This window comes from Bradyrhizobium sp. ARR65, from assembly GCF_000472385.1.
Classification (GTDB): Bacteria; Pseudomonadota; Alphaproteobacteria; order Rhizobiales; family Xanthobacteraceae; genus Bradyrhizobium.
In genome coordinates, this window is sequence record NZ_AWZU01000005.1 from 238,972 (window position 1) to 254,610 (window position 15,639).

Genomic DNA, 15,639 nt, shown 5'->3' on the forward strand with positions numbered 1-15,639 from the left:
GCTGTCTTCGCAAGTGAGGGGGAGGCTCTTGAAACGGCAAGCGTTGCTTCTAATTTGATGGGTGCACGCACGAGCGATCGTGCGGGCACCGGGCGCCTGTCGTAAGGGCCCGGTCGGCGGGCGCCGGGACACGGTGTCCGAGGCGCTCGTAACCATGTTGCTCAAAGGAGGATATGGCTATGACGGCTCTTGATCTTGCTCCCCTGTGGCGGTCGACCATTGGCTTCGATCGCCTGATTGACCTCATCGAGGATTCTGTCCGATGGACGGGCGGCGACAACTACCCGCCCTACAACATCGAACGCGCCGGTGAGGATCACTACCAGATCTCGCTGGCTCTGGCCGGCTTCACGCCTGACGAGGTTAGCGTCACCGCCGAGCAGAACATGCTCACGGTGGAGGGCCGCAAGGCCGAGAAGGGCAGCCACCAGTATCTCTATCAAGGCATCTCTTCGCGCCCGTTCCGACGGACGTTCAACCTGGCGGACTACGTGCAGGTGAAGGGAGCCTCGTTCGAGAACGGCATGCTCAAGATCGACCTGGTGCGTGAGGTCCCCGAGGCCATGAAACCACGCCAGATAGCGATCAACGTAGCTAACGCCCACCAACAGGTTGAGCACCAGCAGGCGGCATAATCGAAGAGCCGCCCGCGTGTGATGGCGTACGCGGCGTGGCGGTCGCCGCGACCGCGGACGCGCCTGCTAGATAGAAAGGAGAGAACAATGGCTATGACTGATCTGATCCCCTGGGGCCGCGGTCGCGATCTGACCACGCGCCGCAGCGAAGATTACAATCCATTCCTGACGCTGCATCGGGAGATGAACCGCCTGTTCGACGATGTCTTCCGAGGCTTCGATGTTGCGCCGTTCGGCGGCGGCTTTTTCGAGCAATCGATGAGGTGGCCGAGCATCGAGGTCAACGAGACCGACAAGGACGTGAAGGTCACTGCGGAACTGCCGGGGCTCGACGATAAAGACGTTCAGGTCGAACTCGCCAACGGTGTCCTGTCGATCAAGGGCGAGAAGAAGACCGAAACGGAAGACAAGGATCGCCGGTTCAGCGAGCGCTACTACGGTCGGTTTGAACGGCGCATCCCGGTCGAGGACGTGGATCAGGACAAGATATCTGCCGCGTTCAAGAACGGTGTGCTGACGGTCACCATGCCGAAGCTGCCGCAAACGGAATCGAAAGTGAGACGCATAGCGGTCAACTCCAAATAGCGAATGGACGGGAGCGGGAGTTTCCGCTCCCGCCGCGACTTTTTTCCGATTGGACGAGGACGCTTTTCCCGACCTTGTCTGGCCAAATGGCACGGGCTGGTGCTGCCTAGGGAGGTGTAGGTTTCCGGACGGCGAACACTTGCAAGGGGTGCGCCATGAAAGGTTTGTCATTCAGCGAGCTTGGAGATTTTGAATGAAAAATCCTGGCCGTGTTCGAGCGTTACGGTCGCGATGGCCGTGCGATCACGACGGAGAGCCTCGCAGCCCATACGGGCATGTCGGTCGGCTCTCCGGAATTCGCCAGAGCCGTAACGAGCCTCTTGGCGCGAGGATTCATCAAGCGAGCGGGCGGAGACCCTATACCGGGCACGCCCGTGGCGTTTCGGCTCACGGGGGAGTTACCTGCACCGCGTACCAATATCGCGGGTCCGACCTCAGACCGCCGAAGAGCTAATCCGTCGAATCAATCGGGCCGAGAGCATCAACGCGCGGTTAACTCTGCTTCCGAACGGGAAGTCCAGATCCCTAAGGGGGGTTCTGGCCTAATCATCATGATAGAGTCTCTGAGGCGAGAAGCTGGTTGAAAATGGACGCGAAACGGGGATCAAGTTTTGCGGGCGCCGCAGATGTCGTCGCGCATGCGGAAGCGGCGGCTCAATACCTGAAAGAGCTGCGCCTGGCTTGCGCGAACGGTGACAAGAGCGCGGCGCGCAGAGCTCTGCGCCAGGCGATCAACGAGCTCGAACTGGCCCGAGCCATGTTGCGGACCGGTATTGATTAGCCAAAGGAGGCCATCATGGCTATGGACCTCCACCACGCGGTGACGGACGCGCTTGAAACTATCAAGGCCGGCGGTCTCATCCGCAAATATAGCTTGACCTATCTCGGTCGGAGCGAGGCGCCGCGTATTACTATCTGGAAGGCGGCTGACGTTTCAGATGACGAGCTGCGCCGCAAGCTGGTGGAATCATTGGCTGGCCTTGCAGCTGAGTCGCAGTTGACGATCGAAAAGGATTGAGAAACGGCCGCGCCCGGCACTGTACATAACCTATTTGAGGTTGTCGGACTTATTAGCTTGCAGGAGATCGGGCGCGACGCGAGCAAGTCTGGTCGGCGACGAGCCGAGACGATCAAAACCGATAACTATGATCGATCCGTCTGCGCCTGCAATGGAACAGTCGCCGCTTTGGCGCGAAGCATCGATTGGATCTTGGCTGAGAGTTCCCTGGAGGAATAGGGCTTGCTCAGAAGGAGGCCGCCACCGATCCGTTTACTGGTCGCCTCGACAAGGTCCGGATAGCCACTGCAATACACGATTGGCAATCCAGGGCGCCGTCGCTGCAGTTCGAGCCCGACCTCCAACCCGGACACACCGGGCATCGCGAGATCGACGATCGCCAGGTCGACGGTCTGATCGGAAATTGCTGCGAGCGCGCCATCCAAGTTATCTGCTGCGATTGCCCGATATCCGAGATCGTCAAGGATGCTGCGCGTCGTCTCCAGGACGGCCGGATCGTCGTCGACCACAAGGATCAGCTCCTTTCCACCTGCACCCGGAGAGCCGGCCTGGTTTTTCTCCTTTTTGACAGCGTCCATTGATCGTGGCAGCAAGATGCGCACCACCGTCCCCCGACCAACCTCACTCTCGATTTTCACGGTTCCGCCCGACTGGCGCGCAAAGCCGTATACCTGCGACAAGCCAAGGCCTGTCCCTTTACCGGGCGGCTTCGTTGTGAAGAACGGATCGAAGGCTCGAGCTAGAACCTCCGGCGGCATGCCGGTCCCGGTATCTTTCACGGCAATCGACACATACTGGCCGGGCTTGATGTCCGCTTCCAGGTTATCAGGAGCCCAATCGACGCCCGTCGTCTCGATCGTCAGGAGCCCCCCTTCTGGCATGGCATCTCGCGCGTTGATCGCGAGATTGAGCAGCATAAGCTCGAGCTGTGTTGCATCGGCCAGTGCAGGCCAAAGGTCCTTCTGCGTGATCACGTCGACGCGTATTCCCGCTCCCAGAGTTCGTGAGAGGAGCTCGGCGACGGTCCAGGCCAGTTCGTTCGTATCGACAGGCTCCGGAGCAAGATGTTGTTTGCGAGAGAACGCAAGCAACTGCCCAACGAGTTTGGCTCCGCGTTGAGCGCCATGCATGGCATTGCGGACATGCTTCTGAATGCGCTCGTCGCTCGCTCGAACGGAGATCAGCTCGAGACTTCCCATGATCGCCATCAAGAGATTGTTGAAATCGTGCGCGATGCCGCCCGTGAGTTGCCCGACCGCTTCCATCTTTTGTGCCTGACGCAGCGCGACTTCCGTGCGTTCGCGCTCCGCCATTTCCGCCATCAAGCGCTTGTTTGCTTCGGAGAGCTGTTCGGTCCGCTCCTCGACGCGTCGCTCCAGTGTTTCGGCCAGATCTTTCAATTGCCGCAGATACTGCTCGGCCTGGCGCTGCCGCCTGCGAGCTCGAACGGCTGCCCAGACGGCACTCTTGAGCGATGTCGCGGCCAACGGGCGTTCGAGCACGGTGACGTTGCCAAGCAGCTCGATCAACTCCGTCAAAACAGGGCCATTTTGGCCTGATCGCAGGGTGAGCAGTACAAACGGGAAGTCCGACCATGGCGGCTGGTCGGCGATCCACCGCGCCAATGCGCCACGATGCTCGTGGATGAGTGCTTCCTCGGCGACGACGGCTGCCGCCGCCGCGTTCAGGCGGCCGACCAGTTCCGGGAGACTGGACTGCTCCACGGCCTCGATGCCCGCCTCATGCAGCGCTGTACAGACGACGGCGGCATCGCGGCCGAACGGTGCCAGCACAAGCACCGGCCGGCCCGACCTTCCTTCAAGGCTGTCCATCGGTCCTCGTGAGCAGGGCGGAGTGCTCTCCGGTATATGTCGGAGAGCCGGACAAGACTCCCTGGAATTCCGAGAGAGGGGGGCCGACGCGGATCCCGCGGTTGTCGAGCCGGTATTCCCTGATCTCGTCCTCGTGGCGGCCGGTGCGCTTCTTGAGTACCGAGATGGCGCGGCGAATCTTCCCGGCGGCTTCGAAAAAGCGAAGGAGAAGGACGGCATCGCTGAGGTAGGTCAGGTCGACGCTGGATTGCATCGAACCGAGCAGCCCGTGCTGGGCCAATGTCAGGATCGTGACCACGCCGCGATGATTAAGATAAGTCAGCATCTCGTGCATCAGCAACAGCATGAACTGCTCGGCAGGCATGGCGTTCTGATAGCCACTCAGGCTGTCCAGCACCACGATCCGGACATGATCCGCCTCGACTCGCCTGCGGACCATCCCCGTCAGTTCGCCCGGAGAGAGCTCGGCAGGATCGACCTGCTCAAGGATGAGCTGTCCGGAAGCGATCGGCTGTTCCAGGTGCCAGCCCATTCCCGCTGCGCGCTTGCTCAGGATCGCCTTTGTCTCGTCGAAGGTAACTAACAGTGCGCGCTCGCCTCGCCGAAGTGCCGCCATCACGAACTGCATGGCGATCGAGGATTTCCCTGAACCGGAGGGCCCCATGAGCAAGGTGCTGGTGCCGCGGTCGAGCCCTTGACCGAGCAGTTCGTCGAGCTCAGCAATGCCGCTGAGGAGCGGTTCGGCACCTGTCGCGCCGTCGGCATGCTCGGCTGCGATCAGCCGCGGGAAGAGCGCAATGCCGCCCTTGCGAATTACAAAATCGTGGAACCCGCCGCGGAAGTTACGCCCGCGCATCTTGAAGACGCGCAGCCTCCGCCGCTCGGCGCCGTATTGCAGAGCGTAGTGATCGAGCCGGACCACACCATGAACGAGGCTGTGAAGGTTGAGATCATCGCTCGCCTCGGTGAGGTCGTCGAGGAACAGGGCAGTGCACCGTTGTTGCGCCAGGAAGTGCTTCAGCGCGATCACCTGCCTGCGATAACGGAGCGGGTTCTGGGCAAGGAGCCTAATCTCGGAGAGGCTGTCGAAGACGACGCGGGCAGGGGCTACCCGCCTGACCTCGTCCAAGGTCATTTTTATGGTTTCGCCAAGCTCAAGGTCCGAGGCATAGACCACGGTTTGCTGTTGCTTGGGATCCAGGCTGAGCTCCGCCGGGACGAGCTCAAAGATATCGATCCCGTGGAGGTCCCAGCCGTGCGTCTCGGCAACTTGCTCCAACTCGTCCTTGCTCTCAGAGAGCGTGATGTACAGGCAACGCTCGCCGCTGGCTGCGCCGTCGAGAAGGAATTGAAGCGCAAGCGTCGTTTTACCCGTCCCTGGCTGGCCTTCGATCAGATGAACCCTGTTTGAAGCAAATCCGCCATCAAGGATGCCGTCAAGGCCGGCAACGCCGGCGGAGACAGGGCTGATCTTCGTGCCCGGTTTTGGATCGTTCATAGGCTTGTCCAGTCAAGCGGCTGCGCACGGTCGCGCGCAGGTTTGGCTCCGCCCGATCGGCAACAAGTTGATGGGTGATGTCTTGCTTTCCGTGAACGCCGCGCCAAAGCCCGTGAACAGGCACCCTGAAGAGCTCCACAGCAGTCATTTTGGTACGATTTCCTGCTGTCCTGTCAAGCCGGTGATTGCAGTCATGGCCAAGCCCCCAAATTGGCCTCGGCAGCTGAGAATCATAAACCCCAGTCGCACCGGCAGCTCGCATCAGGCGACTATGGCTGGCGCGGTTGGATACATCTAAGGTCAGGCTCGTTGTTGCCAATCTTCAACAAACGACCTGCCATGGCCTGGAATAAGTTCATCGGCATTACGATGCTGCTCTACGCACTGACGAACCCCGTCGGTGTCATTCCGATATTCTTGGCGCTGACCCGCCAAGCAGGGAGCATCAAGACGCATCGGATCATCCTGCTGGCCTGTGCAGCGGTGGCGGTCTTCTTTGTTGGGTCTGCCATGCTTGGGAAGGAGATCCTGCAGTTCTTCAATGTCGGGCTCGATGACTTTCGTATAGCGGGCGGACTGCTCGCCTTGGTCATCGCGTTCGAAATGTTTCAGGCGCAATATGGGAAGTTCATACCGCGCGCCGACGAGGCGAGCGGCAGCGAGATCGACATACACGGCCTCGCGATTACGCCTTTCGCGATTCCGCTGCTGGTCGGGCCGGCCGAGATGAGCATCATGATTACTCTTTCCAATGACAATCCAGGGTGGATCGCCAAGGCGCTGCTCGCAGCGGCCGCACTGGTCGCAACTGTCCTTATCGGACTGACGCTCTGGGCGGCTGCAGCCATAGAGCGCTTCTTGGGCAGGACCGGCATTAGCGTGATGACCCGGGTCATGGCTCTCGTCGTCGCAGCGATCGGCGTGAACTTCATCATGACGGGCATCAGAAACGAATTGCCGGGATTGGCGGGTAGATAACGTCCCGATCGAGCTCGTTGAACAGGAGAAAAAGGGGCCGGACTTTGAGGCCAATCGGGCATCAATGTTCGACCCGCGCAAGGATCGATATGTTCGGATTTACGACTGCCGACCTGCAGAGCGGACCCCTCATGGTAGGCATCCCGTCTCATGCTGATCGCCGGTGCAGCGAATTTGAGGCGCATGGCTCAGCCGCGGGCGTGGCAGCGCGTTTGTTCCAGCGCTCAATCGCCTTTGAGACGGTCGGCGCCGTCGGGCCAAATGCAGAGCATTTTTTGCATACAGCGAATTTGGGATCGACATCACTGTTCACCCAAATCTCCGAGCCGCCGCAGAAAGGGCAGGGCAGCGGTTGTCCAGAGAACGACATGCCGCGCACTGCATCATCAGTGGGAGCCTGAGTAGGGCTTCGGTGCATGGCGTCCTGTCCTATTGAAGCCTTAGCGGGAGGACAACGTCTGGAATCAGATTGCATTGCCAGTCAGGACAGCAGTTCGGCGAGCGCGTTGGCAAGCTTTCGTTTGACTTCCGACGTGCACCGTCTGCAAGCGCCGCGCTCGCAAAGCGACGCTGCAGCCCTAGAGCCTATCGGGGCTGTCCACCGCGTTCAGTTCTGCATCGATTTTTTCGAGGAGGCGCTCGATCTCCTCGCGTTCCTTGGGGCCAGGATGTTCGTCCAGTCGACTGAGCAAATCCTGCTTTCGCGTGAGAAGCGCTGCAATGCTCGTCATCGGAGGAGCCAGTTCGTGATGCTGCAACATTGGTCGACACTCCATCTTTCCGCTGATGGCATCTTCCCATCGATGGCGCAGCCCAAGCTCCGGCACTGGGCTGGACTGCGCAGCCGCCGCGGCACGCGGACAAAACTCACGCCCAGAGCGCCGGTTCCGGGCTGTTGCGAGCGATATGGTCAAAATCGGGCCTGCTGTCAGGCAAAAGGTTCATTTCGATTTTCTCGGCCCGCCAAATCGCAGCTGCTCCACGCAACGGCAATCCTCCGCCAGTGGAACCACGACGCTTGTGCCTCGTTGGCACCCGCCAGGACACCGCGCTGGGTCGGCGAAACGATGCAGGGCGGCGGGTGACATCCAAGTGTTCTCTGCGCTCCTGTGCAGCCGTGGAGTTTCGGCCCCGGGGTCAGAGGCTACCATCGCGCGCCCCGTGATCTTGGTGGATTTCGGAGCAGCCGCTGCGCAGCCAAAGCCGCACGGCGAGGCACAGACAGGACGGGCGGCCGAGGAGTCTCGCAAACGCTTATCTGGCTGAGTGTGCGCTTTGTGATGAACCGTTTGTTGAAGAAGTTTGATGATGAAATATCCCATGACCGCGGCGGGCCATGCTGCCCTTCGGGATGAGCTGAGGGATCGCGTTCGAAACGAGCGGCCCCGCCTTGCCAAGCGCATTCAAGAGGCGATCGCCGATGACCCCAACTTGGTTGAGAACTCCGAATACCAGGCCGCGCTTGCCGAGCAGAGCGTCAACGAGATCCGAATAGCCGAGTTGGAGGACAGACTCGCGCGTGCCGAAGTCATAGATGTCTCCAAGCTTTCGGGCGAAACCGTCAAATTCGGCGCAACGGTAACGCTGATGGACGAGGACACCGGCGAGAAGCGGATTTGCCAACTCGTTGGCGAGCCAGAAGCCAACGTGAGCAGGGGCAAGATCTCCGTGAGTTCGCCGATCGGACGCGCCTTGATCGGGAAGACCAAAGGCACAGCAGTTGTCGTGGAGACTCCCCGGGGCGACAAGATTTACAGGATCGAGAAAGTTGAATGGCTGTGAGGAGCGAGAGAAACCGCGAGCGGCAAAGGCAACGTGGACGCGTCTTAACGGATTGTAAAGATTAGCATTTTTCGAAGCCGCTTTTGGTGGGCTTCGAGCCGATGCCGGCGGTCAGGTGCGACCAAGTCCCCCTTCAAAGTGCGGTTGGCACTCTTCCTCTCAAAGTGCCAAAAATTTTCCGTCACCCTCTTGAACGGTTCCTGTTCTTTCCTAGTTCGTTTCTCGCCCCGGGGCTGGTTCCAGCCCGGGTCCTATGACATCGCTGACCTACAGAAGGAGGATGTGCATGCATTTCCGTCCGCTGCATGACCGTGTGCTCGTGCGCCGCATTGATGCCGAGGAGAAGACCGCCGGCGGCATCATCATTCCCGACACCGCAAAGGAGAAACCGCAGGAGGGCGAGATTATCGCTGCCGGCCCCGGCGCGCGGAATGAGCAAGGCCAATTGGTCCCCCTCGACGTGAAGGCTGGGGACCGAGTCTTGTTCGGCAAATGGTCCGGGACCGAGGTGAAGATCGATGGCCAGGATCTCCTGATTATGAAGGAGAGCGATCTTCTGGGTATCGTCGAACACAGCGGCAAGTTGAAGAAGGCGGCCTGACGCCGTCGAAAAACTGACAGTCATAAGAGAAAGGAGATTGGGAACATGGCTGCCAAGGACGTGAAATTTTCGACCGAGGCCCGCGAGCGCATGCTGCGGGGCATCGACACACTGGCAAATGCGGTGAAAGTCACCCTCGGTCCGAAGGGGCGCAATGTCGTCATCGAAAAATCCTTTGGCGCGCCCCGCATCACCAAGGACGGGGTGACGGTCGCGAAGGAGATCGAGCTCGAAGACAAGTTCGAGAACATGGGCGCGCAGATGGTTCGGGAGGTGGCGTCGAAGACCAACGATCTCGCCGGCGACGGCACGACCACTGCGACCGTACTGGCACAGGCGATCGTCAAGGAAGGCGCGAAGGCGGTCGCGGCCGGCATGAATCCGATGGACCTCAAGCGCGGCATCGATCTGGCCGTCGACGCGATCGTTTCCGATCTCAAATCGCGCGCCAAGAAAGTCACCTCCAACGACGAGATTGCGCAGGTTGGCACCATCTCCGCCAATGGCGACACCGAGATTGGACGCTTCCTGGCCGAAGCCATGCAGAAGGTCGGCAATGAGGGCGTGATCACGGTAGAAGAGGCCAAGAGCCTGCACACCGAACTCGACGTGGTCGAGGGCATGCAGTTCGACCGCGGCTATGTGTCCCCGTATTTCGTCACCAACGCCGAAAAGATGAAGGTCGAGCTCGAGGATCCCTACATCCTGATCCACGAGAAGAAGCTGTCTGGGCTGCAAACCATGCTTCCGCTGCTCGAGGCGGTCGTGCAAACCGGTAAGCCGTTGCTGATCGTCGCGGAGGACGTCGAGGGCGAAGCGCTCGCCACGCTGGTGGTCAACCGGCTGCGCGGCGGGCTGAAAGTCGCTGCGGTCAAGGCGCCGGGCTTCGGCGATCGCCGCAAGGCCATGCTGGAGGACATCGCCATCCTCACCGGTGGCACCGCGATCGCGGAAGACCTTGGCGTCAAGCTCGAGAATGTCACGGTCAACATGCTCGGCCGCGCCAAGAAGGTCGTGATCGACAAGGAGAACACGACGATCGTCAACGGTGCCGGCGCCAAAAAAGACATCGAAGCCCGCGTCGCACAGATCAAGGCGCAGATCGAGGAGACGACCTCCGACTACGACCGCGAGAAGCTGCAGGAGCGGCTGGCCAAACTTGCCGGCGGCGTTGCGGTGCTTCGCGTCGGCGGTGCGACCGAGGTCGAAGTCAAAGAGAAAAAGGACCGCGTTGATGATGCCCTGCATGCAACGCGCGCGGCGGTCGAGGAAGGCATCCTTCCCGGTGGTGGTGTCGCGTTGCTCCGGGCGCTCAAGGCGCTCGACAGCGTCAAGACAGCTAATGCCGACCAGAAGGCCGGCGTTGACATCGTGCGCCGCGCCATCCAGGTGCCGGCGCGGCAGATCGTGCAGAACGCCGGTGAGGACGGCTCGCTCGTGGTCGGCAAGCTCCTGGAGAACAGCAACTACAACTGGGGCTTCAACGCCGCGACCGGCGAATACCAGGACCTGGTGAAGGTCGGCGTGATCGATCCGGCCAAGGTCGTTCGGACTGCGTTGCAGGACGCGGCGTCGGTCGCTTCGCTGTTGATCACGACCGAGGCGCTCGTAGCCGACAAGCCCAAGAAGGCGGAGGGCTCGCCCACACAGCCGATGGACTTCTGACAAGACTGGCGCCCGGCCGCCGACGGCCGGGCGCGCTGTCAACGGCAGCACCGATCAATCCGCCAATCCAATTGACGGCGGAATCAATATCCCTCGGAAGAGCTTCCGTGCTGATTCGCATGCAGCCATTTGCCGTTGAAAAAGACCGGCGCGAGCCGACCACTTGCGGAGGCGGCGTGGGCCGCATCGATCTCTCCAAATCCGCGGGTCTTTGGCGATTTGCGGTCCTGCCGACATCCATGTCGTCGCAATGGATCGGCCAAGTCTTTCGATTGGCGTCATGATCGCGACAGCCGGGCGGGGAGGCAATGACCGAACCATTTTTTCTTGAGCCGTGCCGAGATGAAAGGTGTGTGCCCCTGTTGTGCCCCGGACATTTCGGGGCACACTCGCGGGGAAAGTAATCTTCTAAATTATTGAACTTATTTAGTTAATGGTGGGCGCACAAGGGATCGAACCTTGGACCTCTCCCGTGTGAAGGGAACGCTCTCCCGCTGAGCTATGCGCCCGGGAATGTCGCGCATTGTCAAAGGCCTGGCAGACAGGCCGGCCAGACCATGCACGGCAGCAATCAGAGCCCGCGATTTACGAAGCCCGACCCGTCAGTGTCAAGGCAAATACGGCCCAAAAGCCGCGCTCACGCGCCCTGCTGGCGGGCGCGGGAGGCGTGCGCCTGCAGCGCACGGATGCGCTCGGCCAGTGTGCCGCCCTGCGATGTGCCGGCGCCGGGCGCCGCGCCGTTGGCGACAGGCGCCCCATTGGTCTGCTTGGGCTGCTTGGCCGGCTCGGCGGCCAGCATGGCCTCGATCGGCGAGTTCGGCCCCTCGAGCTGCATCGCGAGCTTGGCGACTTCCGCGGCGATGTCGTTGATGCGCTCGCGCAGCAGCGCATTTTCCATGCGCTCGGTCGCCCATGAGCTTTCGGCCTGCTGCTGAATGGTGTTGATGTCGCGCTGCAACTTGGCGCGCTCGTCGCGGGCGATGCGCAACTGCTCCTCGAGGGCGGCCTTTTCCGTCTTCAGCTTTTCCACGGCCGCCCCTTGGCCGCTGCCGCTCTGGCTGACCTGCTCGCGCAGCTCGCCCAGGGCGCGTTCGGCGATCTCGTTGGCCTTGCGCAACTGGTCGTTTTCATAATCGCGTTCGGCGAGCAGCTTGCCTTGCGCGGCGAGACGGGTCTCCAGATCGTTGACGCGATTGGAGAGCATCTCGGCTTCCTTGACCTGGGCGACCAGTTGGCGGTCGAGATCGGTGACACGCTGGCTCAAATTCTCGACGCGGTCACGCGCCTCGACCAGTTCCCGCGTCGCGGTTTCCGAGTCGGAACGCTCCCGCGCGAGTCGCGCTTGCGTTGCGGCAAACTCCTTCTCGGCGTTCCCGACGCGGCTCTTCAATTCTTCGATCTGTGCCCGCACCGCGACCAGCTCGACCTGGCGGGTATCCGCCACCATCGAACGATCGCTCAGTTCGGCGGTGAGCTTGGCGAGCTCGTTCTGCTTGTCGGCGAGCGCCTTCTCGGCCTGGCGCAGCGCCTCGCTGCGCGCCGCAAATTCCTCTTCCGTCGCGCGCAACTGATCCTTCAGCGCCTTCTCGCGGGCTTCGAGGGCGAAGATCGTGGCGTTCTTCTCGCCGAGCTCGATCTTCATGCGGTTGATCGCATCGGTCTTCTTGCCGAGTTCGGCGAGCTGGCTGGTCGTCTTGTGCTTGAGCTGTTCGACGCTCATTTCCAGCCGCCGCGCCGACATCGCAAATTCCGCGCGCAACTGGTCCTTGTCCGCCTGGATTTCCGCCATCGACAGGGGGGTGGCTGCCTCGAGCCGGCGCGTGGTCAGCCGCACCGCGCGGTTGTGCACCAGCGGCACGATCATCAGCCCGCACAGCATCGAGATCAGGAAACCGATCGCGCCATACATGATCGGTTCGATCATGAACACGTCCTCGCAAAAGGAGATTTACGAAATCACAATGCACAAGCGAGGCGCAAAACGCCAGCCCGTTGGCGCATTAACGTGAACTTCCGACCAGGGTTCTCGGCAGGATTCTTGGCCTGGATCATGATCCGACGAGACGGGACCGGATCATGATCTCATCTCGTTGTTTGAGCATGATCTTTTCGGAAAACCGGTTTCCACTTTTCCGGATCATGCTCCAAGTCTGAGGCCGTGATGCGACCGGCAGCCTCGCGTGAAGCCGCAGAATGCAGACAGATTTCCCTCACGACAAACGCGGAAGCGTTTGTGCACGGATGATGTCCGGTCACAAGCCGCAGCGCGGCGGCGCTTCAGCTTGATCGCCGCCAAATGCGCTTGGGCTGAGGCACGGTCAGAACGGGTTCCAGGTCGCGCGCGGGGTATATTTGAGATAGCCGACATTGGCGCCCAGGCGCAGGCCGATTCCGGAGCGGATCGGCACCAGCACGATGCCGTTCGCGGTAAGCGCGGTCATGCCGAAGCCGCCGACGATGTAAGCGGAGCCGTCGATGCCGACGAAGCGCTGGTAGATCGCGCCGGTCGAGGGCAGGTTATAGACCAGCGTCATGGTGCGGGCTCCGTCACCGCCCCAATCGAAGCCGACCGACGGCCCTTGCCAATAGACCTTCAGGTCGCCGGCATTCTTGGTGTAGAGGGTGCCCTCGCCATACCTCAAGCCCGCGACAAAGGCGCCCGAGCCTTCCTCACCCAGAACATAGCCGTTCGGCAGACCCCACTGGCTGACCGCACGCTCGATGACGGATGCCAGTCCCCGCGAGACATTGCCGAAGAAGCGATGGCCGGCAGAGACCAGTTCGTCCGGCCCATAAGTGTTCGGACTCGGCGTGCGTTGCGGCGGCGGCAGGTCGGACGGCGCCGTCTGCTGGGCAGATGCGGGCGCCACCCAGCACATCAACGCCGCGAGCGTCACCGCGGCCAGGCGTGAAACCAAGCTCATGAAGAAGACCCCATCGAAATACCGGTCGCCGCCTTAACCTGACGCCAACAGCAAGGCTCTAGCTTGCGACACAGTGTCCCCTAGACGACAAGACTTTATCGGCACGAACTATGACGGCACAACGGCAAGAAAGATACGTCTGGCGCCCCGGAATCGCCGTTATCACGCTTTTGGCGGTCTTCTGTGCTGCATACAACGACGTCGCAAGCGGCGCAGCAACCACCGAGCGCATCATCACCAATCGCTTCAGCGGACTCGCCATCGAGGGCTTCGATCCCGTCGCCTATTTCGTCGACGGCCGTTCCGTGCTCGGCCTGCCGGAGTTCGAGGCTTGGGAAGAGGGCGTCGTTTGGCGTTTTCATAACGAAGGCAACCGTGCCTCCTTCCTCGCTCATCCGGAAATCTACGGGCCCCAGTTCGGCGGCTACGATCCCGTCGACATCGCGCGCGGCGTCGCGGTGGCCGGCAATCCGCGGTTTTGGCTGATCGCAGGTGAGCGACTCTACCTGTTCGGTTTTGAGGCCAATCGCGCGGCCTTTGCCGCCGACCCGAAAGGTTTCATCGGCAAAGCGCAAGCGCGCTGGCCGTCGCTCAAGCGGCAGCTCGCGCAGTAGCGCGCCAGCAGGATCGGCCGATTCGATCATCGGGGCGGGTTGGCAGTCCGCGCGGCCCCAGTGTATCAAGCCTGAAGCTCTCGCGCGATTCGTCGCCCGCGGATCTCGCTCGCGGATCTCTTGGGAAAAGCTTTGGGGAATCTCATGTCTGGCCCTTCGACACCCGGTCCCGCTCCCGACGCGCTCGAACTCGCCGCACTGTTGTGCTCGCGGGTTTGCCACGACCTGATCAGCCCCGTGGGCGCCATCGTCAACGGGCTGGAGGTGCTGGATGACAATCCCAAGCCCGAGGATCGCGACTTCGCGCTGGATTTGATTCGCAAGAGCGCCAAGACCGCTTCCGCGCGGCTGCAGTTCTGTCGTCTGGCGTTCGGCGCGGCCGGATCCGCCGGCGCGCAGATCGACCTCGGCGATGCCCAGGCGATGGCCCGTGGTCATATCGAGGACGGCAAGACCAGCATCGTCTGGAACCTGCCGCGGGTGTTGCTCCCCAAGAACCGGGTCAAGCTCCTGCTCAACATGTTGATCATCGCGCAGCAGACCATACCGCGCGGCGGCACGCTCACCGTCGATCCGATCGGCGAGGGCGAGTCGATGAGCTTTCGCGTGACCGCCTCGGGCCTCAACGCGCGACTGCCGCACAACATCGCCGAACTCTTGAGCGCGAGCCAGCCGCCGGCCGCTGACGCGCATGCGGTGCAGCCCTATTACACGCGGCTGCTGGCGCAGGCCTGCGGCTTGAGCGTCAAGCTCGCGCCGGAGGGCGAGGCAGTGGTCGTCACCGCCGCATAGCCCTATTGCGTCAATAGACCCTCATGGTGGGGAGGCGCGTAAGCGCCGTCTCGAACCATGAGGCCGCTGTGCCGATTTCCCGGCCACCTCCTTCGAGACGCACAAGCCCGAAACAGGGTTAATCAGAGGTTGAGAAATCTCCGTAGATCTGTTGCGGCGATCTTATCTCTTTATTGAGCCCATTCGTTTCCGGTTACTCAACCAATATTAAACGCTTTGCGGAGAAGCTGGCCGCATTCCTGAGTGGCGCGCCGAGTTCGCGCGCCGTCGCGTACAAAGGCCAGTTTCATGGATGATCTGTTGCGGGAGTTTTTGACGGAGACCAGCGAGAGCCTGGACACCGTCGACAATCAGCTGGTGAAGTTCGAGCAGGAGCCGAACAACGCCAAGATCCTGGATAACATCTTCCGCCTGGTGCACACGATCAAGGGGACCTGCGGCTTTTTGGGGCTGCCGCGGCTGGAAGCNCTGGCGCATGCCGGCGAGACCTTGATGGGCAAATTCCGCGACGGCATGCCGGTGCGGGCCGAGGCGGTGACGGTGATTTTGTCCTCGATCGACCGCATCAAGGAGATCCTCGCCGGGCTCGAGGCCACCGAAGCCGAGCCCGAGGGCAACGACCGCGACCTGATCGACCAGCTCGAGGCGATGGTCGCGCAGGGCATGGCGGCGATGGCAGCGTCAGCTCCGCTGATCGCGGCAGGCTCGGCTGGGC

Annotated in this window: 17 protein-coding genes and 1 tRNA gene; 11 read left to right on the forward strand and 7 right to left on the reverse strand. The window is 61.5% G+C overall.

Going from position 1 to position 15,639, the window contains the following annotated elements; genetic code table 11:
• The first annotated feature begins 179 nt into the window (after positions 1–179).
• The 4 genes from F758_RS0109015 to F758_RS0109035 all read left to right on the forward strand — a co-directional run bounded on the left by F758_RS0109015 (position 180) and on the right by F758_RS0109035 (position 2,238).
• Positions 180–635 (forward strand): Hsp20 family protein, encoded by a 456-nt coding sequence (locus tag F758_RS0109015; protein WP_024507557.1) that lies wholly within the window; start codon positions 180–182, stop codon positions 633–635.
• An 87-nt stretch (positions 636–722) separates the two neighbouring features.
• A complete protein-coding gene (locus tag F758_RS0109020) occupies positions 723–1,220 on the forward strand; it encodes an Hsp20/alpha crystallin family protein (protein WP_024507558.1) in 498 nt (165 codons plus the stop codon).
• Between the two features lie 586 nt (positions 1,221–1,806).
• Complete coding sequence (locus F758_RS0109030) at positions 1,807–2,001, forward strand: hypothetical protein (RefSeq protein ID WP_024507559.1); 195 nt, start codon at positions 1,807–1,809, stop codon at positions 1,999–2,001.
• A gap of 15 nt (positions 2,002–2,016) precedes the next feature.
• Entirely contained in the window at positions 2,017–2,238 is a 222-nt protein-coding gene (locus F758_RS0109035) for a hypothetical protein (protein ID WP_024507560.1), read from the forward strand.
• A 125-nt stretch (positions 2,239–2,363) separates the two neighbouring features.
• Here F758_RS0109035 and F758_RS0109040 read toward each other — a convergent pair whose 3' ends face one another.
• Positions 2,364–4,037: an ATP-binding protein gene (locus F758_RS0109040; RefSeq protein ID WP_051386771.1), complete on the reverse strand. Its 1,674-nt coding sequence runs from the start codon at positions 4,035–4,037 to the stop codon at positions 2,364–2,366.
• Positions 4,038–4,056: 19 nt separating this feature from the next.
• Positions 4,057–5,568: an ATPase domain-containing protein gene (locus F758_RS0109045; RefSeq protein WP_024507562.1), complete on the reverse strand. Its 1,512-nt coding sequence runs from the start codon at positions 5,566–5,568 to the stop codon at positions 4,057–4,059.
• 339 nt (positions 5,569–5,907) lie between these two features.
• Between F758_RS0109045 and F758_RS0109050 the strand changes: the two genes are divergently transcribed.
• Positions 5,908–6,546, forward strand: a complete 639-nt coding sequence (locus F758_RS0109050; protein ID WP_024507563.1) for a MarC family protein — start codon at positions 5,908–5,910, stop codon at positions 6,544–6,546.
• Positions 6,547–6,694: 148 nt separating this feature from the next.
• On the opposite strand, the gene F758_RS53180 is transcribed toward F758_RS0109050, so the two are convergent.
• A complete protein-coding gene (locus tag F758_RS53180) occupies positions 6,695–7,021 on the reverse strand; it encodes a Lar family restriction alleviation protein (protein ID WP_084305182.1) in 327 nt (108 codons plus the stop codon).
• A gap of 103 nt (positions 7,022–7,124) precedes the next feature.
• Positions 7,125–7,307 (reverse strand): hypothetical protein, encoded by a 183-nt coding sequence (locus F758_RS43505; RefSeq protein WP_035721352.1) that lies wholly within the window; start codon positions 7,305–7,307, stop codon positions 7,125–7,127.
• Positions 7,308–7,848: 541 nt separating this feature from the next.
• Here F758_RS43505 and greA point away from each other — a divergent pair.
• The 3 genes from greA to groL all read left to right on the forward strand — a co-directional run bounded on the left by greA (position 7,849) and on the right by groL (position 10,594).
• A complete protein-coding gene (gene greA / locus F758_RS0109065; protein WP_349542458.1) occupies positions 7,849–8,328 on the forward strand; it encodes a transcription elongation factor GreA in 480 nt (159 codons plus the stop codon).
• A gap of 286 nt (positions 8,329–8,614) precedes the next feature.
• Entirely contained in the window at positions 8,615–8,929 is a 315-nt protein-coding gene (groES, locus tag F758_RS0109070) for a co-chaperone GroES (protein WP_024507566.1), read from the forward strand.
• Positions 8,930–8,974: 45 nt separating this feature from the next.
• Complete coding sequence (gene groL, locus F758_RS0109075; protein ID WP_024507567.1) at positions 8,975–10,594, forward strand: chaperonin GroEL; 1,620 nt, start codon at positions 8,975–8,977, stop codon at positions 10,592–10,594.
• A 434-nt stretch (positions 10,595–11,028) separates the two neighbouring features.
• On the opposite strand, the gene F758_RS0109085 is transcribed toward groL, so the two are convergent.
• From F758_RS0109085 to F758_RS0109095, 3 genes are all read right to left on the reverse strand, one after another.
• Positions 11,029–11,103, reverse strand: a tRNA-Val gene (locus F758_RS0109085).
• A 128-nt stretch (positions 11,104–11,231) separates the two neighbouring features.
• Entirely contained in the window at positions 11,232–12,518 is a 1,287-nt protein-coding gene (locus F758_RS0109090) for a coiled-coil domain-containing protein (protein ID WP_024507568.1), read from the reverse strand.
• Positions 12,519–12,912: 394 nt separating this feature from the next.
• Positions 12,913–13,518, reverse strand: a complete 606-nt coding sequence (locus tag F758_RS0109095) for a DUF1134 domain-containing protein (RefSeq protein WP_024507569.1) — start codon at positions 13,516–13,518, stop codon at positions 12,913–12,915.
• A gap of 110 nt (positions 13,519–13,628) precedes the next feature.
• Here F758_RS0109095 and F758_RS0109100 point away from each other — a divergent pair, with 110 nt between their 5' ends.
• From F758_RS0109100 to F758_RS43510, 3 genes are all read left to right on the forward strand, one after another.
• Complete coding sequence (locus tag F758_RS0109100; RefSeq protein WP_035721354.1) at positions 13,629–14,132, forward strand: YHS domain-containing (seleno)protein; 504 nt, start codon at positions 13,629–13,631, stop codon at positions 14,130–14,132.
• Between the two features lie 144 nt (positions 14,133–14,276).
• A complete protein-coding gene (chpT, locus tag F758_RS0109105; protein ID WP_024507571.1) occupies positions 14,277–14,924 on the forward strand; it encodes a histidine phosphotransferase ChpT in 648 nt (215 codons plus the stop codon).
• Positions 14,925–15,212: 288 nt separating this feature from the next.
• A partial coding sequence (locus F758_RS43510; RefSeq protein WP_035721357.1) for an Hpt domain-containing protein occupies positions 15,213–15,639 on the forward strand: 427 nt, incomplete at its 3' end.